This window comes from Burkholderia sp. E168m22 (assembly GCF_001319805.1).
Taxonomy (GTDB): Bacteria; Pseudomonadota; Gammaproteobacteria; order Burkholderiales; family Burkholderiaceae; genus Burkholderia; species Burkholderia orbicola.
Genome location: NZ_BBSK01000079.1, coordinates 1 through 18,849, shown reverse-complemented (window position 1 = coordinate 18,849; position 18,849 = coordinate 1). Strand labels below are relative to the sequence as shown.

The 18,849-nt window shown below is 67.8% G+C and carries 15 protein-coding genes and 1 pseudogene; 5 read left to right on the top strand and 11 right to left on the bottom strand.

Features of this window, described 5'->3' with window-relative positions; genetic code table 11:
* From AP428_RS17975 to AP428_RS17955, 5 genes and pseudogenes are all read right to left on the bottom strand, one after another.
* Positions 1-251 (bottom strand): annotated as a pseudogene (locus AP428_RS17975) (EscD/YscD/HrpQ family type III secretion system inner membrane ring protein); the annotation flags it as partial.
* Positions 232-2,277 carry a type III secretion system outer membrane ring subunit SctC gene (gene sctC, locus AP428_RS17970; protein WP_011547294.1) on the bottom strand — a complete coding sequence of 682 codons (2,046 nt, stop codon included), beginning with the start codon at positions 2,275-2,277 and terminating at the stop codon, positions 232-234. The pseudogene AP428_RS17975 and the gene sctC, both read right to left, overlap by 20 nt.
* Positions 2,277-2,555: a type III secretion system export apparatus subunit SctS gene (gene sctS, locus AP428_RS17965; protein WP_006480854.1), complete on the bottom strand. Its 279-nt coding sequence runs from the start codon at positions 2,553-2,555 to the stop codon at positions 2,277-2,279. Before sctS ends, sctC begins: the two co-directional genes overlap by 1 nt.
* Positions 2,552-4,771, bottom strand: coding sequence for a type III secretion system export apparatus subunit SctV (gene sctV / locus AP428_RS17960; protein ID WP_006480853.1), 2,220 nt, complete (start codon positions 4,769-4,771; stop codon positions 2,552-2,554). The genes sctS and sctV overlap by 4 nt, the downstream gene beginning before the upstream one ends.
* A 250-nt stretch (positions 4,772-5,021) precedes the next feature.
* A complete protein-coding gene (locus AP428_RS17955; protein ID WP_011547293.1) occupies positions 5,022-5,855 on the bottom strand; it encodes an autoinducer binding domain-containing protein in 834 nt (277 codons plus the stop codon).
* A gap of 283 nt (positions 5,856-6,138) precedes the next feature.
* On the opposite strand from AP428_RS17955, the gene AP428_RS17950 reads away from it, so the two are divergent.
* On the top strand, positions 6,139-7,047 hold the full coding sequence (locus AP428_RS17950; protein WP_011547292.1) for a LuxR family transcriptional regulator: 909 nt from the start codon (positions 6,139-6,141) through the stop codon (positions 7,045-7,047).
* Between the two features lie 136 nt (positions 7,048-7,183).
* On the opposite strand, the gene AP428_RS17945 is transcribed toward AP428_RS17950, so the two are convergent.
* Both AP428_RS17945 and AP428_RS37195 read right to left on the bottom strand, forming a co-directional pair.
* Positions 7,184-8,830, bottom strand: a complete 1,647-nt coding sequence (locus tag AP428_RS17945) for an Nramp family divalent metal transporter (protein WP_011694790.1) — start codon at positions 8,828-8,830, stop codon at positions 7,184-7,186.
* Positions 8,831-8,952: 122 nt separating this feature from the next.
* A complete protein-coding gene (locus tag AP428_RS37195) occupies positions 8,953-9,090 on the bottom strand; it encodes a hypothetical protein (protein ID WP_166488166.1) in 138 nt (45 codons plus the stop codon).
* A gap of 1,080 nt (positions 9,091-10,170) precedes the next feature.
* Between AP428_RS37195 and AP428_RS17940 the strand changes: the two genes are divergently transcribed.
* Both AP428_RS17940 and AP428_RS17935 read left to right on the top strand, forming a co-directional pair.
* A complete protein-coding gene (locus AP428_RS17940) occupies positions 10,171-10,437 on the top strand; it encodes a hypothetical protein (protein WP_011547288.1) in 267 nt (88 codons plus the stop codon).
* Between the two features lie 90 nt (positions 10,438-10,527).
* Positions 10,528-12,009, top strand: a complete 1,482-nt coding sequence (locus tag AP428_RS17935) for a carbohydrate porin (RefSeq protein ID WP_027811407.1) — start codon at positions 10,528-10,530, stop codon at positions 12,007-12,009.
* Positions 12,010-12,133: 124 nt separating this feature from the next.
* Here AP428_RS17935 and treA read toward each other — a convergent pair whose 3' ends face one another.
* From treA to AP428_RS36770, 3 genes are all read right to left on the bottom strand, one after another.
* Positions 12,134-13,852 (bottom strand): alpha,alpha-trehalase TreA, encoded by a 1,719-nt coding sequence (treA, locus tag AP428_RS17930; protein ID WP_011547286.1) that lies wholly within the window; start codon positions 13,850-13,852, stop codon positions 12,134-12,136.
* Between the two features lie 136 nt (positions 13,853-13,988).
* Positions 13,989-14,618 (bottom strand): TetR/AcrR family transcriptional regulator, encoded by a 630-nt coding sequence (locus AP428_RS17925; protein ID WP_011547285.1) that lies wholly within the window; start codon positions 14,616-14,618, stop codon positions 13,989-13,991.
* A 66-nt stretch (positions 14,619-14,684) separates the two neighbouring features.
* The gene (locus tag AP428_RS36770; RefSeq protein ID WP_156349330.1) at positions 14,685-14,858 is read right to left on the bottom strand and encodes a hypothetical protein; all 174 of its coding nucleotides are present in this window, start codon (positions 14,856-14,858) and stop codon (positions 14,685-14,687) included.
* Between the two features lie 186 nt (positions 14,859-15,044).
* On the opposite strand from AP428_RS36770, the gene AP428_RS17920 reads away from it, so the two are divergent.
* Positions 15,045-16,433 (top strand): MFS transporter, encoded by a 1,389-nt coding sequence (locus AP428_RS17920; protein ID WP_027811409.1) that lies wholly within the window; start codon positions 15,045-15,047, stop codon positions 16,431-16,433.
* A gap of 355 nt (positions 16,434-16,788) precedes the next feature.
* Positions 16,789-18,000 carry a winged helix-turn-helix domain-containing protein gene (locus tag AP428_RS17915; RefSeq protein WP_011694793.1) on the top strand — a complete coding sequence of 404 codons (1,212 nt, stop codon included), beginning with the start codon at positions 16,789-16,791 and terminating at the stop codon, positions 17,998-18,000.
* Positions 18,001-18,021: 21 nt separating this feature from the next.
* Here the strand turns inward: AP428_RS17915 and fabI are convergent, their stop codons facing one another.
* Positions 18,022-18,822, bottom strand: a complete 801-nt coding sequence (gene fabI, locus AP428_RS17910) for an enoyl-ACP reductase FabI (protein WP_011547282.1) — start codon at positions 18,820-18,822, stop codon at positions 18,022-18,024.
* Positions 18,823-18,849: the final 27 nt, after the last annotated feature.

The window sequence follows — 18,849 nt, the reverse complement described above, 5'->3', positions numbered from 1 at the left end:
ACCGCAAGCGCGCCGACCTGCAGGCACACTTGTTTCGCGCCGATCTCTCGATCGGGCAGGATCACTTCGCAGTCGGCCGCCGTACCGACCCAGTTCGCGCCGCGCGCGAGCGACATCGTGCGGCCGTACATCGGCCCGCTCAGGAAGCACAGGTTCCACGGCGACGCGAGCGCGGCCGAACCGGCCCCCGCGCTTCCCGCGCCGCCGGGCAATGCGCCGTCGCCGTGCGGATCAATGATGCTCGTCGACATGGGTGGGTGCTCCTGCGGTCGTCGCCACCGGCTGCGACGCCGCATCCTTGGGTGGCGCCGGCAACGCGGGCGGGCCGAACTTCGTGCCAGGCAGCGGCTTCGGCGTCAGCGGCACCGCGACGTCGTTGTCGGGCGGCCGATACATCGACATCCCTTCCTGGCTCGCCGGCCCGTCGACGCCCGGGTTCACGGGCGAGCCGTCCGGCGCGTACATCGACGCGTTCGTCACGACCCGCGGCGTCAGCAGGTAGAACCGCTCCATGTGGTTGCCCGACTTGTCGGTGTACTTGAACAGGTTGCCGATCAGCGGAATGTCGGACAGCCAGGGCACGCCGCTCTTGTTCAGCTTCACCTCATCATCGTTGAAACCGGCGATCAGGAGGCTCTTGCCTTCGTCGATCATCGTCTTGGTGACGATGTTGCGCTGCTGGATCACCGGCACGTTCGACACGGCCTGCCCCGGCACGATGTTGCCGTCCTGGATGTCGATCGACATCATCACGCTCTGCGGGTTGCCCGACACCGCCGCCGCATTGCGGATCGCCTCGTCGACGATCATCGGCGTCACCTTGATGCTGGTGCCGGTCGTCACGCTGTACAGCGACGAATCCTGATAGCCGGGCACCTGCACGTAGAACTGCGTGAGGTTCTCGAGGATCGCCTCGGTGTTGTCGAGCGCGAGCACCTTCGGCTTCGATCGCAGTTGCGCCTGGCCTTTCTGCGCGAGCGCGTTCACGCGCGTGAGCAGGTAGTTGCGCAGCGACCCGCCGATCGATGCGGTCAGCGCGATGCCGGTCGGCATGAAGGTGCCCGTCTGCCCGGTTTCCGACGTGCCGATGCCGAACGTCAGCGGCGGGTTGCCGACGCCGTTGTACTGCGTGTTGCCGTTCAGCGCGTTCTGGCCGTTGCCGATCTGCACGTCGCCGTGCGTCGTGTGCAGGCGCCAGTCGATCCCGAGACTGTCGAGCGAATCCTCGTTGATGTCGATGATCGTCACGTTGATCTCGACGATGCGCGGCCGCTCGTCGAGCTGGTTGATCAGCGACTGGTAGCGGTACATGTTCTCCGGCAGGTCGCGCACGATCACCGCGTTGATCGCCGGATCGGCGACGATCTGCGGCAGCGTGTCGCCGCCGCCGTTGTTCGCGAACGGCGAGAAGCCGCCGCCCATGCCGCTGTCCGCCCCGCCATAGCCGCCCTGCCGCGGGCCGCCCGAGATGTCGGGAAAGTCGAGCCGCGGCACCGCGATCGTCAGCCCCGAGCCGAGCTTCACCTGGCGCGCGGCCTGCCCGAGCGGCGTGCTCGATGGCGCCGCGGTCGTGCCGCCGCCCTTGCCGAACAGCCGGCGCAGGATCGTCGCGACGCCCGGCACCGTCACTTCCTTGCCCGAGCGGTTGATCGTGAAGTCCGACGCCCAGCCGTATTTCAGCCGGAACGCGCGGATGTCCGCATGCGCGCCGTTCGCCGCCGGATCGCCGACCGAGCCGACCGCCTGCCGCACGAGCTCGACATAGCGGCGCGGGCCGGCCACGTACACGCTATTGGCGCGGTCGTTGATCACCAGCGTGTAGCGCTTGTCCGGAATCTGCATCGCCTGCAGCGCGCGGCCGATTTCGCCGGACGCATTCGGCGGGATCGGGATCATCTGCGTCTGCGACTGGTCGGCCGGATCGACGTACAGGAACGAGCCGTCGTAGTACCACGTGAGCCCGTAGGTCGAGCAGATCGTGTCGAGCGTCTGCTGCGGCGTGCCGGAGAAGCGGCCGCTGATCACGCCGTCGACCTTCGGGTCGACCACCGCCGTCACGCCCTGCGACGACGCGAGCTCGCGGATGAAGTCGCCGATCTTCTTGCCGTTCGCGACGATCGTGAACGGCTTGTTGCGCCAGCGCAGGTCCGCGGCGCGCGCATGCTGCGCGGGCGCCATGCACAGCGACGCCGTGAGCAGCGCGGTCGCGCACACGGCAAGCGCGGCCCGTTGCAGGCTGCGCGGTTGAAACCGGATCGAGGCGACGCGTCGACGCATCAAAGAACTCCTGTGGAAGAAACGAACATGCGTTCCAGCGCCTGCTGCGCGAAGCGCAGCACTTCGCCGCCGAGCCAGCCGGACAGCAGCACGAGCGCGACCATCACGGCGATCAGCCGCACCGCGATGCCGATGTTGGCGTCCTGCACCTGCGTGACGGCCTGCAGGATCGCGACGACGAGGCCCGTGACGGTCGCGATCAGCACGATCGGCAGCGACAGCAGCAGCACGAGCATCAGCGCCTGGCGCGTCAGGTCGAGGATCGTCGAGCTCGTCATTGCACGGCTCCCGGCGCGCGCACGTCGGCGCCCGCGCCGACCGTGCCGTCGTCCGGCGGGTTCTTCACCCAGCCGACCGTATGCAACTGCACGTCCTCCTCGACTTCCTGGTACGACAGCACCGCGAGTTCGGGCAGCACCGGCTGCAGGATCGTCTTCACGTAGCGGCGCGCGCCGAGCGCGACCATCACCGCGAGCCGCGCGCCACCGTGCGCGCCACCCTGCGCGTTGCCGTGGCCGCCGGGGCCGGCCGCCTGCGCGGCCTGCACGATCGCGCGCACCTGTTCGCCGATGTCCTGCTTGACCGCACTCGACAGCGCGAGGAAATTACCCTGCTTCGTGCGCATCACCGCGCTCTCGATCCGCTCCTGCAGGTTCTGCTCGAACAGCACGACCCGCAGCTGGCGCGCCGTGCCAGCGTGTCGATCGGTGATCATCCGGCGCAGGTCGACGCGCACGAGCTCGACCAGCGCGATCACGTCGTCGGGCTCGTTCGGCGCCCACGTGATCAGGCTCTCGAAGATCACGCGCAGGTTGCGGATCGGCACCTGTTCGGCGAGCAGCCGGCGCAGCACTTCGGTCACGCGCTGCAACGGCACGAGCCGCGTCAGTTCGCCCACCAGCTCCGGATGGTCGCGGCGCACCAGATGCACGAGCGCCTGCGTCTCCTGGATGCCGAGCAGTTCGTCCGCATGCTGGCGCACGATCTGCTCGACGTGCGCGGCCAGCGCGCTCTCGCTCGACAGCCACTTGCCGTCCGGCGCCGCGCCGTCGGGCTTGATCCACAGCGCGGTCGCGAACGGGCCGAACGCCTCGGCCGGCTGGCGCTCCGCGCGCTCCGGCAGCGGCGCGACGCCGTCCCACAGCAGCCAGCCCGGCTTCAGCGCGCCGTGCGCGACGAGCACGTCCTGCAGATAGATCCGGTACGTACCGGCCGGCGCGCCCTCGTCGTCGTTCAGCGTGATGCGCGGGAACACCGTGCCGATGTCCGCGTCGACGCGCGCCTTCGCGCTCGACAGCGCCGCCTGCAGTTGCGCGAGGTTCAGGCCCGTGCGCAGGTCGTCGGACAGCGACACCGCGATCAGCGACGTGACGCCCGCCGCGTGCGATACCTTCGCGGGCTGGCCGTCGTCGGCCGCGCCGACGCGCCCCGCGACATGAATCAGGTTGAAGCTCGGCGCGGACGTCTTGCGCTTCAGTTGCGAGAACGCGAAGGCGCCGAGGCCAAGCGCGATCAGCGCGAACGACCATTTCGGAAAACCGGGCACGACGAGAAAACCGCTCAGCACGAACGCCGCGATCAGCAGCGCGCGCGGGTGTGCGCCCAGTTGCTCGCCGAGCTGTTCGCCGAGCTGGCGCTGTCGTGCATCGCGCGTCGCGACGCGCGTGGTCACGATGCCGGCCGCGATCGATACCAGCAGCGACGGAATCTGCGACGCCATCCCGTCGCCGACCGTCAGGATCGCGTAACGCTGCAGCGCCTCGCCGATGTCCATCCCGTGCATCAGCGTGCCGACCGCGATCCCTGCGACGATGTTGATGAACGCGATCACGAGGCCCGCGATCGCGTCGCCCTTCACGAACTTCATCGCGCCGTCCATCGCGCCGTGCATCTGCGATTCCTGCTCGAGCTTCTCGCGCCGCTCGCGCGCCTCGTCGGCGCTGATGATGCCCGCGCGCAGGTCCGCGTCGATGCTCATCTGCTTGCCCGGCATCGCGTCGAGCGAGAAACGCGCGCCGACTTCGGCCACCCGCTCCGACCCTTTCGCGATCACGATGAACTGCACGACCGCGATCACGAGGAACACCACGCCGCCCACCACCACGTTGTTGCCGACCACCAGCCGCCCGAACGCGTCGATCACGTGGCCGGCGTTCGCATGCAGCAGGATCAGCTTGCACGACGCGATGTTCAGCGCGAGCCGGAACAGCGTCGTGAACAGCAGCAGCGCGGGAAACGACGAGAAACTGACCGCCGACGGCACGTAGGTCGACACCGTCAGCAGCACGACGCTCGCCGCGAGATTCAGCGAGATCATCCCGTCGAGCGCGGCCTGCGGCAGCGGCAGGATGAACAGCGCGACGACCGCGACGATGAAGGCCGCGAGAAACAGGTCGGCGCGCGGCGACGCGCCCCCGAGGCGCCGTCCGGACACGCCGCGGCCGGCGGAAAACAACCGCTGCCAGTCGCGGGGGAGCGCCTTCGGTTCAGCCATCGTGCCGTCGTCCTGTCGTTATCGCCGGCTGGCACGGGCAACCCTGCCCCATGCCGCGCGGACCGTTGAATGGGACGAGTGTAGCGACGGGAAACCGCGGAAAAAGAGGCGCGCCTCGTAGCGTGAAAGCGCGTTTTCCTCAGACGATCGAATCGGACTACGAAACCCGGCGGCACGTTCGGGCACGCGCCGCCGGAACCGCTTCCATCGCGCGCCGGAGCGCCGGCGCGCGCCTGCGGCAGACGTCAGCTCAGGACGGCAGCCGCCGCGCGGCGAGGTACGCGAGCTGCGCGCGGTTCTGTACGTTGAAGAGTTTTTCCAGCGAGCGGATGTGGTGCCCGACCTTGTGCAGCGACGTGCGCAGCGCGCTCGCGATCTCCTGGTCGGACAGCCCGTGCACGAGCCGGTCGAGCACTTCCTGCTGCTCGTCCGCGAGCGCGAAGCCGCGCATGCGAGCGACCCGCGCCTCGAGGAACGGCAGCGCGACGCGATGCACGGCAAGACTGACCGACAGCGCGCCGCCGATCACGCGATCGTCGATCCATTCGGTGCCGTGCGTTTCCGACGTCAGGTTCACCGCGACGCGCAGGTCGAGCCGCGGCGCCGACAGGCTGAAGATCACGCCGCTGTTCATTGCGTGCGCACGCAAGTGGCCGGCCAGCGCCAGCACCTTGCGGTCGCCGCTGCCCTGTGCGGCCGCCTCGATCTCGTCGAGCCGCCATGCGACCGGAAAGCCGCTCTGCCGCACCTGCGCGAAACGCGGGTCGCTGTCGTACAGCATTCCTTCGATGAACGGCTGCATGAACGTCGCCGGCGCGAGGTCGCGCAGCAGATGCGCACGCAGAATGCGCCGCCCGATCATTTCGTAGGCGCCGTAACCCAGCGTACTGAATCCGATTTGCCGCAATCGCGCATGACATTGCGAGAAATCGAATGACGCAAGGTCGGTTTTACCGGGCGCTATTTGAATACCGGTAAAAACGTCACGCTCGATTGCGTGATATTCGTTCGAATAAGCGGCGGCGGCCGCTATATCGGCTTGTGAGAACCACTCGACGCGTGGTGCGCCGTCAGCATATGTCATGAGGAGCCCGCCCTTTCCCATTATGTGAAACTGCGCCCCGTCACGATCTGGTCTTTTCTTTATGATTTTCTGGTCGTCGTTATATGCGCACGAACATGAACCTTTCGCCGCGATTAGTATTACGGCATATTACCCACACACCGACATTTTTGTACAATGCCCCCGCGTTTCGTCAGGGATGACGATCGGCGCATATCACAACGATGCTCGGTCGCACCGCCGCGAATGCCGTACACGATACGGCCGCCGCCAGGCGATGCGCGTCGATTCCGAGGGATGGCTCATGTCCGATATTGCATTGCATGAAGAAGCGGTCGCCCCAACCACCTTGCCGCGCGCGTCGCGCGGATTGAACGCATGCGCGGACGCGCTGCGCGAGCGCCCCGTGCAGGTCGTCTGGTGCGACGACGTGAAGCGCGGCGACGATGCGCAGCCGCACGCACCGAAGCTCGGCGTCGCCGATACGCTCGCGCACGCGCAGAGCACGGCCGAGCGCAACCGGATCGTCACGAGCCTGCTGCATCTGACAGGCTTCTCGACCTTCGCGTACTTCGCACTCGAATTCGCGCGCGAGCGCGTCGAAAGCCTCTACCTGCACGAAGCGTTCACGCCGGCCACCTATCGCGGCGACTACGTGCGGCACAACCATCACGACGTCGATCCGCGCACGCTCGGCGCGCGCGTGTGCAACATGCCGATCGTGTGGGACCTGCAGCAATTGCGCCGCGAGCACCGCGAGCGCGACGACGCGCCGTCCGTGAGCCCGGCCGCGCTCGACGGCTTCCTGCAGACGATGCAGGACGACGGGATGTGCAGCGGCATCATGTATTCGATGGCCGTGCCCGGCACGCGGCTGCACGCGTTCATGAGCTTCACCGCGCCGCGCCGCACGCGCGAATGGATCACGCCGGCGACGATCGAACAGGCGCTGTCGATCGGGCTGTCGGTCCACAAGTTCGCATCGCCACAACTGATCTCGACGTCGCGCGAACGCGCGGTGAACGGGCTCACGCCATTCGAGCAGGAGCTGCTGCTCGGCATCGCCGAAGGCGCGTCCGACAAGGAAATCGGCCGGCGCCTCGACACCAGCGCGCACAACGTCGACTATCACCTGCGCAAGCTGCGCAAGCGCTTCGGCGTCGCGAACCGGATTCAGCTCACGTACCTGACGTCGAAGCTCGAGCTGATCTGACGCGCGGCGGCGGCGGCGCGGCGTCGCAGTTTCGTTTCGCCGATCGCGTAAACGCACATGCCGGCCTCGCGGGCCGGCATGCACGGGTTGCGGCGCGGTGCCGGGTCCGGCGCCGCTTCCTCGCAGACGATCGCCGTTACTTCAGCAGCGTCATCTGCACCACCTTCACGATCACGAGCCCGACCGCGATCACCAGATAGCCGCGCAACACGGCCATCCAGATCCGCGTCGCGAGCGTCATGTTCTGCGGCTCGAGCGTATCGAGCGGCGGCATGCGCCACGTGTCGCGCAGCGAGCGATCGATGCCCGGCTCGACGACGCGCTTGTTGCGGCGAATCAGTACCGTCGCCAGATAGCCGGCGATCGCGAGCACGGTGCCGCCCACCAGCACGTCGACGATCGCCTCCCCGCTGATGTCCGGATACATCACCGACGCGGTCAGGATGATCGACAGCAACACCAGCACCCAGATCACCGCGCCCGTGAACACGTTGAGCTTCGTCGAGTTGACCCAGGGCCCGAGCACCTGGCGGTCGTTGCACAGCACGAGCAGGAACACCGTCGCGCTCGGCAGCAGCACGCCGGCCAGCGTCTGCACGGCTTCGGTCAGCAGGCCGAGCGGGCTGCCCGGGATCAGCACGAGCGTGGCCGCGGCCGCGACGATACCGAAATAGACGAGATAGAAGCCCTTCGCGTCGGTCACGCCCCGATGCAGCGAGTGGCGGATCTTGAACACGTCGCCGATCGCGTACGCGGTCGACAGCGACACGGCCGCCGCGCCGATGATGCACGCGTCGAGCAGCGCGATCGCGAACAGCGTCGCGCTCGTGCGGCCCGCATACTTCTCGAGGCCGGCGATGATGCCACCCGCGTCGGTGAAGTTGCCGGCTTCCGGATGGCCGGCGAACAACGCCGAGCTGAAGCCGATCATCGCGACCGCGCCGACCAGCACGAACGCGATGCCGATCCACAGGTCGGCCTTTTCATATTTCATGAAGCGCGGCGTGATGCGCTTGTCGATCACGTAGCTCTGCTGGAAGAACAATTGCCATGGCGCGACCGTCGTGCCGACGATCCCGATCACGAGCAGCATCACGTCCGACAGCTTCGCGTGCGCGGGCCAGTTCGGCACGAAGAAGTCGCGCGTCATCTGCGCGGCGGACGGGTGGATCGACACGAGCACCGGCACGAGCAGCAGGCTCAGCACGCACAGCCCGATCGCGAACCGCTCGAAGCGCCGGAAATCGCCGGTACTGACCGCGGCCATCGTCAGCGCGGCGGCCACGCACACGCCGGCCACCTTCGGCAATCCGAAGAAATCCAGCACGAACGTGATGCCGATGAACTCGGTGACGATGGTCAGCGCGTTGAGCAGGAACAGGTCGATCACGCTGAACGCGCCCCAGAACTTGCCGAAGCGTTCGAAGATCAGCCGCGCATGGCCGACGCCCGTGACCGCGCCGAGGCGCAGCACCATTTCCTGGTTCACGTACAGCACGGGCACCAGCAGCAGCAGCGTCCACAGCAGCGTCGTGCCGTAGTTCTGGCCGGCCTGCGTGTAGGTGCCGAACGCGCCGGCGTCGTTGTCGCCGACCATCACGATCAGGCCCGGGCCGATGATCGCGAGCAGCGTGCGCAGGCGCGCCCACCACGTGCCGCGTGCGCCGGTATCGTGGTGCGCGATCGTGCCGAGCGCACCGCGGATGTCGCCCAGGTGGGCTTCGTCGAGCACGGCGCTGCGGTCGGCGGCGATCGGTGGAGAAACGTTGGATGGCGTGGACATGATGTGTTCCGTACGGCTAAGGGTTATGCGATTCGGTGAGCGTGTGACCTTGGAATGCGCACGGGACGGCCGCCCGAAGGCGGGGGCGCGTGCGCATGCCGAGGCGCGCTCGGCGCTTCTTTTCAGTGGATCAACGCTTTCAGTTGGCTCAACAGGCGGGAGAACACCCGCGGACGGGCGTCGAGCGTCAGCATCGCGTCGTAGTGGGGGCGCGATTCCGTGACGTGCGGAAGGTTCGACAGCAGAAGGCCGAAGTTCATGGTCTGGCTCCGTGCGGCGACGGCAGCGTGCCGGCCGCGTCGTGGGCGCGGGGCCAGCCAGGGGCCTGAACGACGTGTCAGGCTAGTCGGCCGGATTGTCCCCGCGACCCGGGTTCGAAAGGGTCTGCGTATGCAACGGACATAAGGGACAACTGTCACTGTCGTTCATGGCGGCTCCTGTGCGGTGTTCCGGGGAACACGGTTGACCGCCGGCCGGCGTGCGGGCCGGCATTCGCGCGCCCGGGGAACGGATGCGCGAACGCGGCCGCCTGCCAGGCGGCGGGGAAACCGGGCAACGCATGCGAGAACGCATCACGCTAACCGGCGCGAATCAGGGTGCACGTAGGGAGTGGCTGCGGAATACTGCTGCGCGCACCGTTTGCCCGGGAGACAAACGGCGGCTTCGATGAGGCGCGGACGTCGGTCGCTCAGGCGGAAATTTCGTTCGAAGATCGACTACTGCAGGCGTCCAAGGCGGCGGCCCCAAGAGTGAAGATGGCGGATTCTATGGACCGCGCGAAAGTGAAGTCAACCCCTCCAATCCCCATTTTTCGAAATAAATTTCCCGCCTGACGCGACTGAAAGATTTGCCCTTGAAATAACGTTCTGAAACCTTTCAGCGCCGTCGTCACGCCACCCCGCGCCGATGCGTGCGAGCAACGGCCCGCCACGCTGCCGCACTTCCCTTTTCATGCTCGCGGGGCGGGCGCGCGGCGGCTCCGCTCCGCTGCGACGCGCCCACCACACAGCGCATTTTTCGTGCGTTTTTTACTTGCGCCGCAGCAAAACTCGCGACTAAAATCCGCCCCAATTCATCACGGGAGTCCCTCCGTGGACACATGCTCTAGTTGCAGTTCAATGCCGGTCCAGGCCGGCCACGCCATCGCGAGATAGCAGCCAGACGCATGTCTTTCGCCGCTAGCTCGCATTCGTCGGGTTAGCGCGCCTCATCCGGGCCGGCCATCGCCGGTTCGTCAGTCGCACGCTCCGTTATGTTCCATCCTCCGATCGCAGGCCGCGTCACGCACCCGCGCTCGATCACGTCGCCCGGCGTTCGCCGGACGGAATGGAGGCAGCGTCATGTTCTTTCCATCGTTCGCGGTCAGACTCAAGCGCGTCGTGCACGTCGCGTGCGACTGCTCGTTTTCCGGCCGCTCGCCGCTCGCCCGGGCATTCGGCCACTGGCGCGGCGTGGCCCTCGCCCACGTGCCGGCCGCACCCCGTCCGCTCGATTGGGTGCTGATCGCCGCGACGGCGGCCGCGCTCGCGCTTGCCGCGCTGCTGTGCTCGGTCGCGCCACACGTCGGCTTCGCGCAGGTGTGGCGCGTCGGCGGCTGGCTGCCGTAAGCCCTTCTCCGTGCAGGCCGTCTCGCCATGCGGCCCGCATCACGTTCCCGTTTCCTCAGCCTAACTAATCAAACTGCCAACGGAACCCGAATGAAGCAACTCTCTTCCGTCCCGCGCAAGCTTCGCGTCGATGCGCTCGCCGCGCTGCTGCTGTCGCTCGCCGCCGCCTCCGCATTCGCGCAAGCGTCGGCTCCCGCCACCGAACCGGCGGCCGGCACGAACGATGCCGCCGCCCCCGCCCAACCGGCCGCCGATGCTGCCACGCCCGCTCCCATCGGCTTGTGGGAACGGTCGAACCTGCTCGGCAACATGGGCGGCCTGCGCGACGTGCTCGACGAACACGGCGTCACGCTGAGCCTGCAGGAAACCAGCGAGTACCTGTACAACACGTCCGGCGGCACAGGGCGCGGCGGCGCGTACCAAGGGCTCACGCAATTCGGTTTCGACGTCGACACCGGCAAGGCGATCGGCCTGCCGGGCGGCACGTTCAACGTGTCGGGGCTGCAGATCCACGGCACCAACCTCACGCAGCGCTACCTGCAGACGCTGCAGACCGCGACCGGCATCGAGGCCAATTCGACCACGCGCCTGTGGGAGCTCTGGTACCAGCAGTCGCTGCTCGACGGCAAGGTCGACGTGAAAGTCGGCCAGCAGAGCGTCGACCAGGAATTCATGGTGAGCCAGAACGCGGCGACGTTCATGAACGCGACGTTCGGCTGGCCCGTGCTGCCGTCCACCGACCTGCCGTCCGGCGGCCCTGCGTATCCGCTGTCGTCGCTCGGCGTGCGGCTGCGCGTGAAGCCGGCCGACGCGTGGACCGCGATGGTCGGCGTGTTCGACGGCAACCCGGCCGGCCGCAGCGACGGCGACGCGCAGGTGCTGAACGCGCACGGCACCAATTTCAACCTGCGCAGCGGGGCATTCGTGATCGGCGAAGTGCAGTACGCGCTGAACGCGCCGCCGGCCGACCCGAAGGCCCCGCAGCCGGCCGGCCTGCCCGGCACGTACAAGCTCGGCTTCTGGTATCACTCGCAGCACGCGAACGATCCGCGCTACGGCACCGACGGGTTGTCGCTCGCCGATCCGGCCAGCAACGGCATGCCCGCCACGCATCGCGGCAACTACGGGTTCTATGCGGTCGCGGACCAGATGGTGTGGCGGCCGTCCGCCGACAGCCCGCGCTCGGTCGGCGTGTTCGCGCGCGTGATGGGCTCGCCGGGCGACCGCAATCTCGTCGATTTCGCGGCCAATGCGGGCGTGACGCTGAAGGCCCCGTTCGTCGGGCGCGACAACGACGTCGCCGGCATCGCGGTCGGCTACGCGAAGATCGGTTCGCATGCGCGCGGCCTCGACGGCGACACCGGCGCGTACACGACGCCCGGCTATCCGGTGCGCCGCGCGGAGACGGTCATCGAGGCGACCTACCAGTACCAGATCGCGCCGTGGTGGCAGGTGCAGGCCGACCTGCAGCACTTCTTCCGTCCGGGCGGCGGCATCCCGAACCCGAACGCGGCCGGCGCGCGCATCGGCGACGAAACGGTGGTCGGCGTGCGCACGACGATCACGTTCTGATGCCAGCCGCATAAAGACAGGGGCCGGACGGTCGCTTGCGCGACGGTCCGGCCCATGCGGTGGCTTGCCGTGCGGGCACGCGGCCCGTGGCGCGCATTACGCGTCGTGCATTATTCGCCGCGCATTACTCGCCGTACAGCCCGAGCAGTTTCAGCGTGACGCCGTTGGTCCAGCCGAAGCCGTCCTGCAACGGATATTCCCCGCCCCCACCGCCGCCCGTGCCGGTGCCCTCGACCACGTACTTCTCGACGAGCTTGCCTTCGGTCGCATACACATGCTTCACGTCGGACAGGAAACGCGTGCCGATGTCCTTCGCGAGCGCCGGTTCGCCGTAACGGCGCAGCCCGTCGATCGCGATCCACTGCAGCGGCGCCCAGCCGTTCGGCGCATCCCATTGCTGGCCCGTGTTCTCGGTCGTCGTCGCGAGGCCGCCCGGCTGCAGCAGCGTCTTGCGCACTTCGTGCGCGGTCGCCTTCGCACGCTCCGGCCACGCGACGCCCGCGAACAGCGGATACAGCGCGGCCGCCGTCACGCCGTCGCGCGGCTTGCGCAACTGCCAGTCGTAGTCGCCGTAATAGCCGTGACGGTTCCACAAATAATGATTGATCGCGGCTGCACGCTTGCCCGCGCGCGCTGAAAAATCGGCCACGCACGCGATGTCACGCGTCACCGCACAACCCTTCACGATCGTCGTCTCGAGATGGAACATCAGGCTGTTCAGGTCGACCGGCACGATCGACGTCGTGCGGATCGTCGCGAGCGTCTTGCCGTCGCCGAACCAGCGCGAGCTGTAGTCCCAGCCGCTTTCGGCACCCGCGCGCAGGTCGCGGTACACCTCGTTCGCGGGACGGGACGGCACCGACTTCGCGGTCGTCACGTCCTCGAGATACGACTCGTCGCGCGGCGTGTCGCGCGCATCCCAGTAGCGGTTCAGCACGGCGCCGTCAGGCATCGCGACCACGTGGCGCGCCGCCTGCCCGCGCGGCGTCGTGGTTTCGCCCTGCATCCAGTACGCATGCTCCTTGCGCAGCGCCGGCAGGTATTTCTGGTAGACCTTGTCGCCTTCGACCTGCGCGGCGAGCGTGACCATGTACGCGAAGAACGGCGGCTGCGAGCGGCTCGCGTAGTACGTGCGGTTTCCGTTCGGGATGTGTCCGACCGTATCGATCAGGTACGCGAAGTTGTCGAGCATGTCGTCGACGAGATCCTCGCGCCCGGACACCTGCAGCCCGAGCATCGTGAAATAGGTATCCCAGTAGTAGCCTTCGCGGAAGCGGCCGCCCGGCACGACGTACGGCTTCGGCAGCGGAATCAGCGAACTGTACGGCGGCGCCGTGGTGCTCGTGCGCGTGAGCTGCGGCCACAGCCAGTCGATGTGCTCGCGCAGCGTCTGGTTCGGCGGCGGCGTCACGCCGCCTGCCGGGGGCGGCGTGAAATGCTGGTCGACGAACGCCTTCAGCGAGAAGCCCGGCTGCGATTTCTGTTGCTGATACAACTGCACGATCGTCGCGGGGTCGGTATCGGGCGTGGCGTCGACGAAGGTCTTCTGGTCGGGATAGAGCTGCGCGGTCTGCACCGCGACGAACAGGTCGCCGTAGAGCTGGCTCGGCGGTGGCAGCAGCGTGCCCGACGCGGGAGCCGGCGCGGCTGCGGTGGTGGCCAGCAGCGCGGACTGGCTGGCCGCTTGCGCGGCGGCCTGGTTCGCATTGTCGGCCTGCGCGGCGCAGCCGGCGACGGCGAGATAGGCGATGGCCAGTGCGGCGGCCCAGCGCAGACGCGGCGCGGGCGGTGACTGACGCGACGGGAAGCGAGATGCAAGCGGTGCGGCACGACGTGACGTCATGGCGTGTCCCCTCCTTTCGTTGGTGAGTGGATCGGCACGAGGTCTCGTTCGCGCGCGCGTTCGTCTCGATGGCCTTCGATCGATACGCGTCATGTTGTGGTGCGAGTGGGTCCGACTGTCGCACGAAACATGCATGTCAAGCAAGTTTGGGTTCGCGCGACTCCCGGAGATAACCGCGCACCGCCCGCCACGCACGCGCTTCGAGCGCGTTCGCATCGGTTTCGCCGCGCGCGCCCGCCGCATCGACGATGCCTTTCACGATCGCGAGCAGATCGTGCGCGACCACGTCGGGTGCGGCGACGCGCGGCGCATCGCGCGCTCCGAGTGCATGCAGCAAGGTTGCGTGGATGCGATCCGCGACCCGCTCGGTGCGCGCACCGAGCGGCAACCGCGCTTCCTCGAAATCGATCAGCCGCGCGAGCACCGGCCGGCGCATCTGGTGCGCGACGGCCCCGCGCACCAGCGCACGCAGCACGTCGTCGCAGGACGACAGCGCGGCCGCCCGCTCGACGTCGTCGAGCAGATGCGCACTCTCGCGCTCGACGAGCGCGGCCGTCAGCGCGTCGCGGTTCGGGAAGTATTGATAGAGCGAGCCGATGCTCACGCCGGCCAGCGCCGCGACCGCGTTCGTCGTGTAACCGTCGAAGCCGTCGCGCTCCAGAATGCGGGCGGCCGCCTCGACGATCGCATCGACGGTGGCCACCGAACGGCGCTGGCGCGGCGCCTCGCGCGGCGAAAGCGGCATGCGCGAAGACGAGTCGGACATGGTGGAAATGTACACTCCCTCGAATATGAGCAGGTGCTCATATTTTAGGAACGCACCGCCACTCCGTCAAAAGGTATTGACCTGACCGCCCCCGCTGCAACGCCGCTTGCCGTGTTCGCGCACGCTCGCCACCGAGACCAACGAGTGGCCGGCGCGCCGCGCAACGCGTCGATCCGCGATCGCCGCGCCGACATCCTGGCGCACCCGGAACAGCGCGCACACGTTCCGCCACGGCAACATCGCGCGGTTCGTCGCCCACCTGGAGGCGACACGCACGAGCAGCCCGTCGACCGCATGGGCGCAGTCGTTCTTTCCGCACCACCCGCCGGAAAGGACGACTGTTGCAACATGCGGAACAACTGTTGTCGTACGTGACGCAGCGGTCACATTGTGGGCATAATGGCGTCTTTACCGCGCGCCCAGCCCATGTCGCCCGTCTTTCTAGCACCGCTCATCGTTGCCTGTGCGTTGTTCATGGAAAGCGTCGACGCGAACATCATCGTCACCGCCCTGCCTGCGATGGCGAGGGACTTCGGGCACAACCCCGTCACCCTGAACATTGCGATCACGGCCTACGTGGTCGGCCTCGGCGTGTTCATCCCGATCTGCGGCTGGCTCGCCGACCGCTTCAGCGCGCGCGCCGTGTTCCGCACGGCGATCGGCATCTTCGTCGTCGGCTCGCTGATGTGCGCGGCGTCCAACTCCCTCGGCGTGCTCACGTTCGCGCGCTTCATTCAGGGCGTCGGCGGCGCGATGATGGTGCCGGTCGGCCGCATCATCATCTTCCGCGCGGTGCCGCGCGCCGATCTCGTGCGCGCGATGAACTACCTCGCGATTCCCGCGCTGTTCGGGCCCACGGTCGGGCCGCTCGTCGGCGGCTTCATCACGACCTACCTGCACTGGCGGATGATCTTCTTCATCAACGTGCCGATCGGCATCTACGGGATCTACCTCGCGAGCAAGCACATCGCGAACACGCACGAGCCCGATCCGGGCCCGCTCGACTGGTTCGGCTTCCTGCTGTCGGCCAGCGGGGCCGCGCTGCTGCTGATGGGCCTCACGCTGATCGACGGTTCGCTCACGTCGCGCTCGAACGCCATCATCATGTGCGCGGCCGGCGCCGCGATGCTCGCGCTGTACGTGCCGTACGCGCGCCGCAAGGAGCGCCCGGTGCTCGACCTCAGTTTCCTGAAGATCCCGACGTACCATGCGAGCGTCGTCGGCGGGTCGCTGTTTCGCATCGGCCTCGGCGCGGTACCGTTCCTGCTGCCGCTCGCGTTGCAGGAAGGGCTCGGCATGAGCGCGTTCCATTCCGGCCTCATCACGTGCGCGTCCGCGCTCGGCGGCGCGGTCAGCCGCTCGACGGCCACGCATACGCTGCGCCGCTTCGGCTTTCGCACGGTGCTGATCTACAACGCGGCATTCGCGGGCCTCGCGATCGCCGCATACGGTGTGTTCCATCCCGGCATGGCGACCTGGGCGATCTGGCTGATCGTGCTCGTCGGCGGCATCTTCCCCGCGCTGCAGTTCACGAGCCTGAATTCGATGATCTATGCGGACATTTCGCCGCGCGACGCAGGCCGCGCGACGAGCCTCGGCAGCGTCGTGCAGCAGATGTCGCTCGGCCTCGGCGTGACGGTAGCCGGCCTCGTGCTGCACGTGTCGCACTGGCTCCAGGGCCATCAGGCGATGGTATGGTCGGATTTCTGGCCGGCGTTCCTGGTGGTCGGGCTGTGCTCGTTCGCGTCGATTCCGATCACGCGACGGCTGCCGCCGGGCGCCGGCGACGAAGTCGCGCGCGGCAAGCGGGCATAAGCGGCGGCGCCGCGACATGACCTGTCGCTCGGCGACGGACGAAAACCGGAAAAACAAAAAAATTAGCGAACATCCACACGGGGCCGGTGCACAGCCGCGTGGATGTTCGCTCAGGGCTCCGGGTCTCCCGATGGGGGTTGAGAATCCCGGATTCGCTTCCTGCGTGCCATGGACATATGTGCGTCGGAAGCGGAATCGTTGCGCGCGCTTGTCGTCGCGCCATGAACTGCACTATAGGGAAACTTGCGCAACGCATCTGTCAACCATTGTCAGACGCGTGGCAGCCGCGCGTCGCACGCGCGCGCCGCTTTCGCGCTAAAGTGGTTCCCGATCGCCACCCTCGACCGTCCTGCCGATGCTCACGCTCTCGCCCGCCTCCGCCCGCGCCCTGCATCTCGCCGCACAGGGCCTGCTCACGCCGCCCCGCCGCAAGGCGACCAAGGCCGACGTGCTCGACACGATCCGCCGGATGGCGCAGTTGCAGATCGACACCATCCACGTCGTCGCGCGCAGCCCGTATCTCGTGCTGTTCAGCCGCCTCGGCGATTTCTCGCCGCACTGGCTCGATGAACATCTCGCCGAGGCGCGCCTGTTCGAATACTGGTCGCACGAAGCGTGTTTCCTGCCGATCGAGCAGTTCGGGCTGATGCGCTACAAGATGCTCGATCCATCGGGGATGGGCTGGAAATATGCGGCCGAATGGCACGAGCAGAATCGTCCGGAGATCGAACGGCTGCTTGCGCGGATTCGCGAGGAAGGCCCGGTGCGGTCGGCCGATTTCGCGCGCGAGGACGGCGTGAAGGGCAACGGCTGGTGGGATCGCAAGCCCGAGAAGCGTCACCTGGAAGTGCTGTTCACGACGGGCGACCTGATGGTGTCGGAGCGTCGCAATTTCCAGCGCGTGTACGACGTGCGCGAACGCGTGCTACCCGACTGGGACGATACGCGCGACCTGCCGCCGCGCGAAGCCGTGCTGCCTGCGCTGCTCGACTACACGTGCCGGGCGCTCGGCGTCGTGCGTGCGGACTGGGTGGCCGACTACTATCGGCTGCCGCGCCGTTCGTACCGCGCGGAGCTGGAGCGGCTCGCGGATGCGGGCGACCTGATTCCGGTGCAGATCGACGACTGGAAGGAGCCGGCCTACGTGCACCGCTCGCTCGATGCGCTGCTGCCGGCCGCCGCGGCAGACACGCTGCGCTCGACGGTCACGACGCTGCTGTCGCCGTTCGATCCGGTCGTCTGGGACCGGCGGCGCGCGTCGACGCTGTTCGGTTTCGATTACACGATCGAGTGCTATACGCCCGAGCACAAGCGGCGCTACGGCTATTTCTGCCTGCCCGTGCTGCATCGCGGCCGGCTGGTCGGCCGCGTCGATGCGAAAGCGCATCGCACGCGCGGCACGTTCGAATTGAAGGCCGTGCACGTCGAGCCGGGCGTGCGCTTCGGCGCCGGGCTCGCGGCCGACGTCGCGAAGGCCGTGAAGAAACTCGCGGCGTGGCACGGCACGCCGGAGGTGACGGTCGCCCACGCGCCGCCGGCCCTCGTGCAGGCATTCGCGCGCACCTGAACGCCGCATTCCGCCGGTGCGTCAGGGCTCGTTCACGCTCATGACGGGCTTGCGCTGGCCCTGGCCGAGCACGTGCATGCCGGCGTCGATATAGTGCGTGCCGCCCGTGATCGCCCGTGCGCCGTCGCCGGCAAGAAACGCGCAGAACGCCCCGACGTCGTCGATGTCGAGCGCGTGATGCAGCGGCGCCCGGCGTGCGGTGTCGTCGAGCAGCCGGCCGAAGTCCGGCAGGCCCGACGCCGCGCGCGTCGGCAGCACGCCCGGCGAAACCGCATTGACGCGAATGCCCGCCCCGCCGAGTTCGGCCGCCAGGTACCGCACGCTCGCTTCGAGCGCGGCCTTGACCGGCCCCATCACCCCGTAGTTCGCGACGACCTGCTCCGCGCCGAGATAGCTCATCGCCATCAGGCTCCCGCCGCGCGTCATCAGCGGCTCGGCGAGTCGCGCCATCCGGATGAACGAATGGCACGACGTATCCATCGCCAACGAGAAGCCTTCCGGCGAACTGTCGACCACGCGGCCTTGCAGATCGGCCTTGGGTGCATACGCCACCGAATGCAGCACGAAGTCGATCGCGCCCCATTGCACCGCGATCGCGTCGAACACCGCCGCCATCTGGTCGGAGCGCCCGACGTCGAGCGGCATCCGGATCGGCGCGTCGAGTTGCGCGAACAGCGGCTCGACGTGCGGCAAGGTCTTGTCCGACTGCCAGGTCACCGCGAGCGTGGCGCCCGCCCGGCAAAACGCGCGTGCACATCCCCACGCGATGCTCTGTCCGTTCGCGATGCCGACGACGAGCCCCCGCTTGTGTCGCAATGTCATGTCGCCTCCCTTGTCGATCCGCGTGGG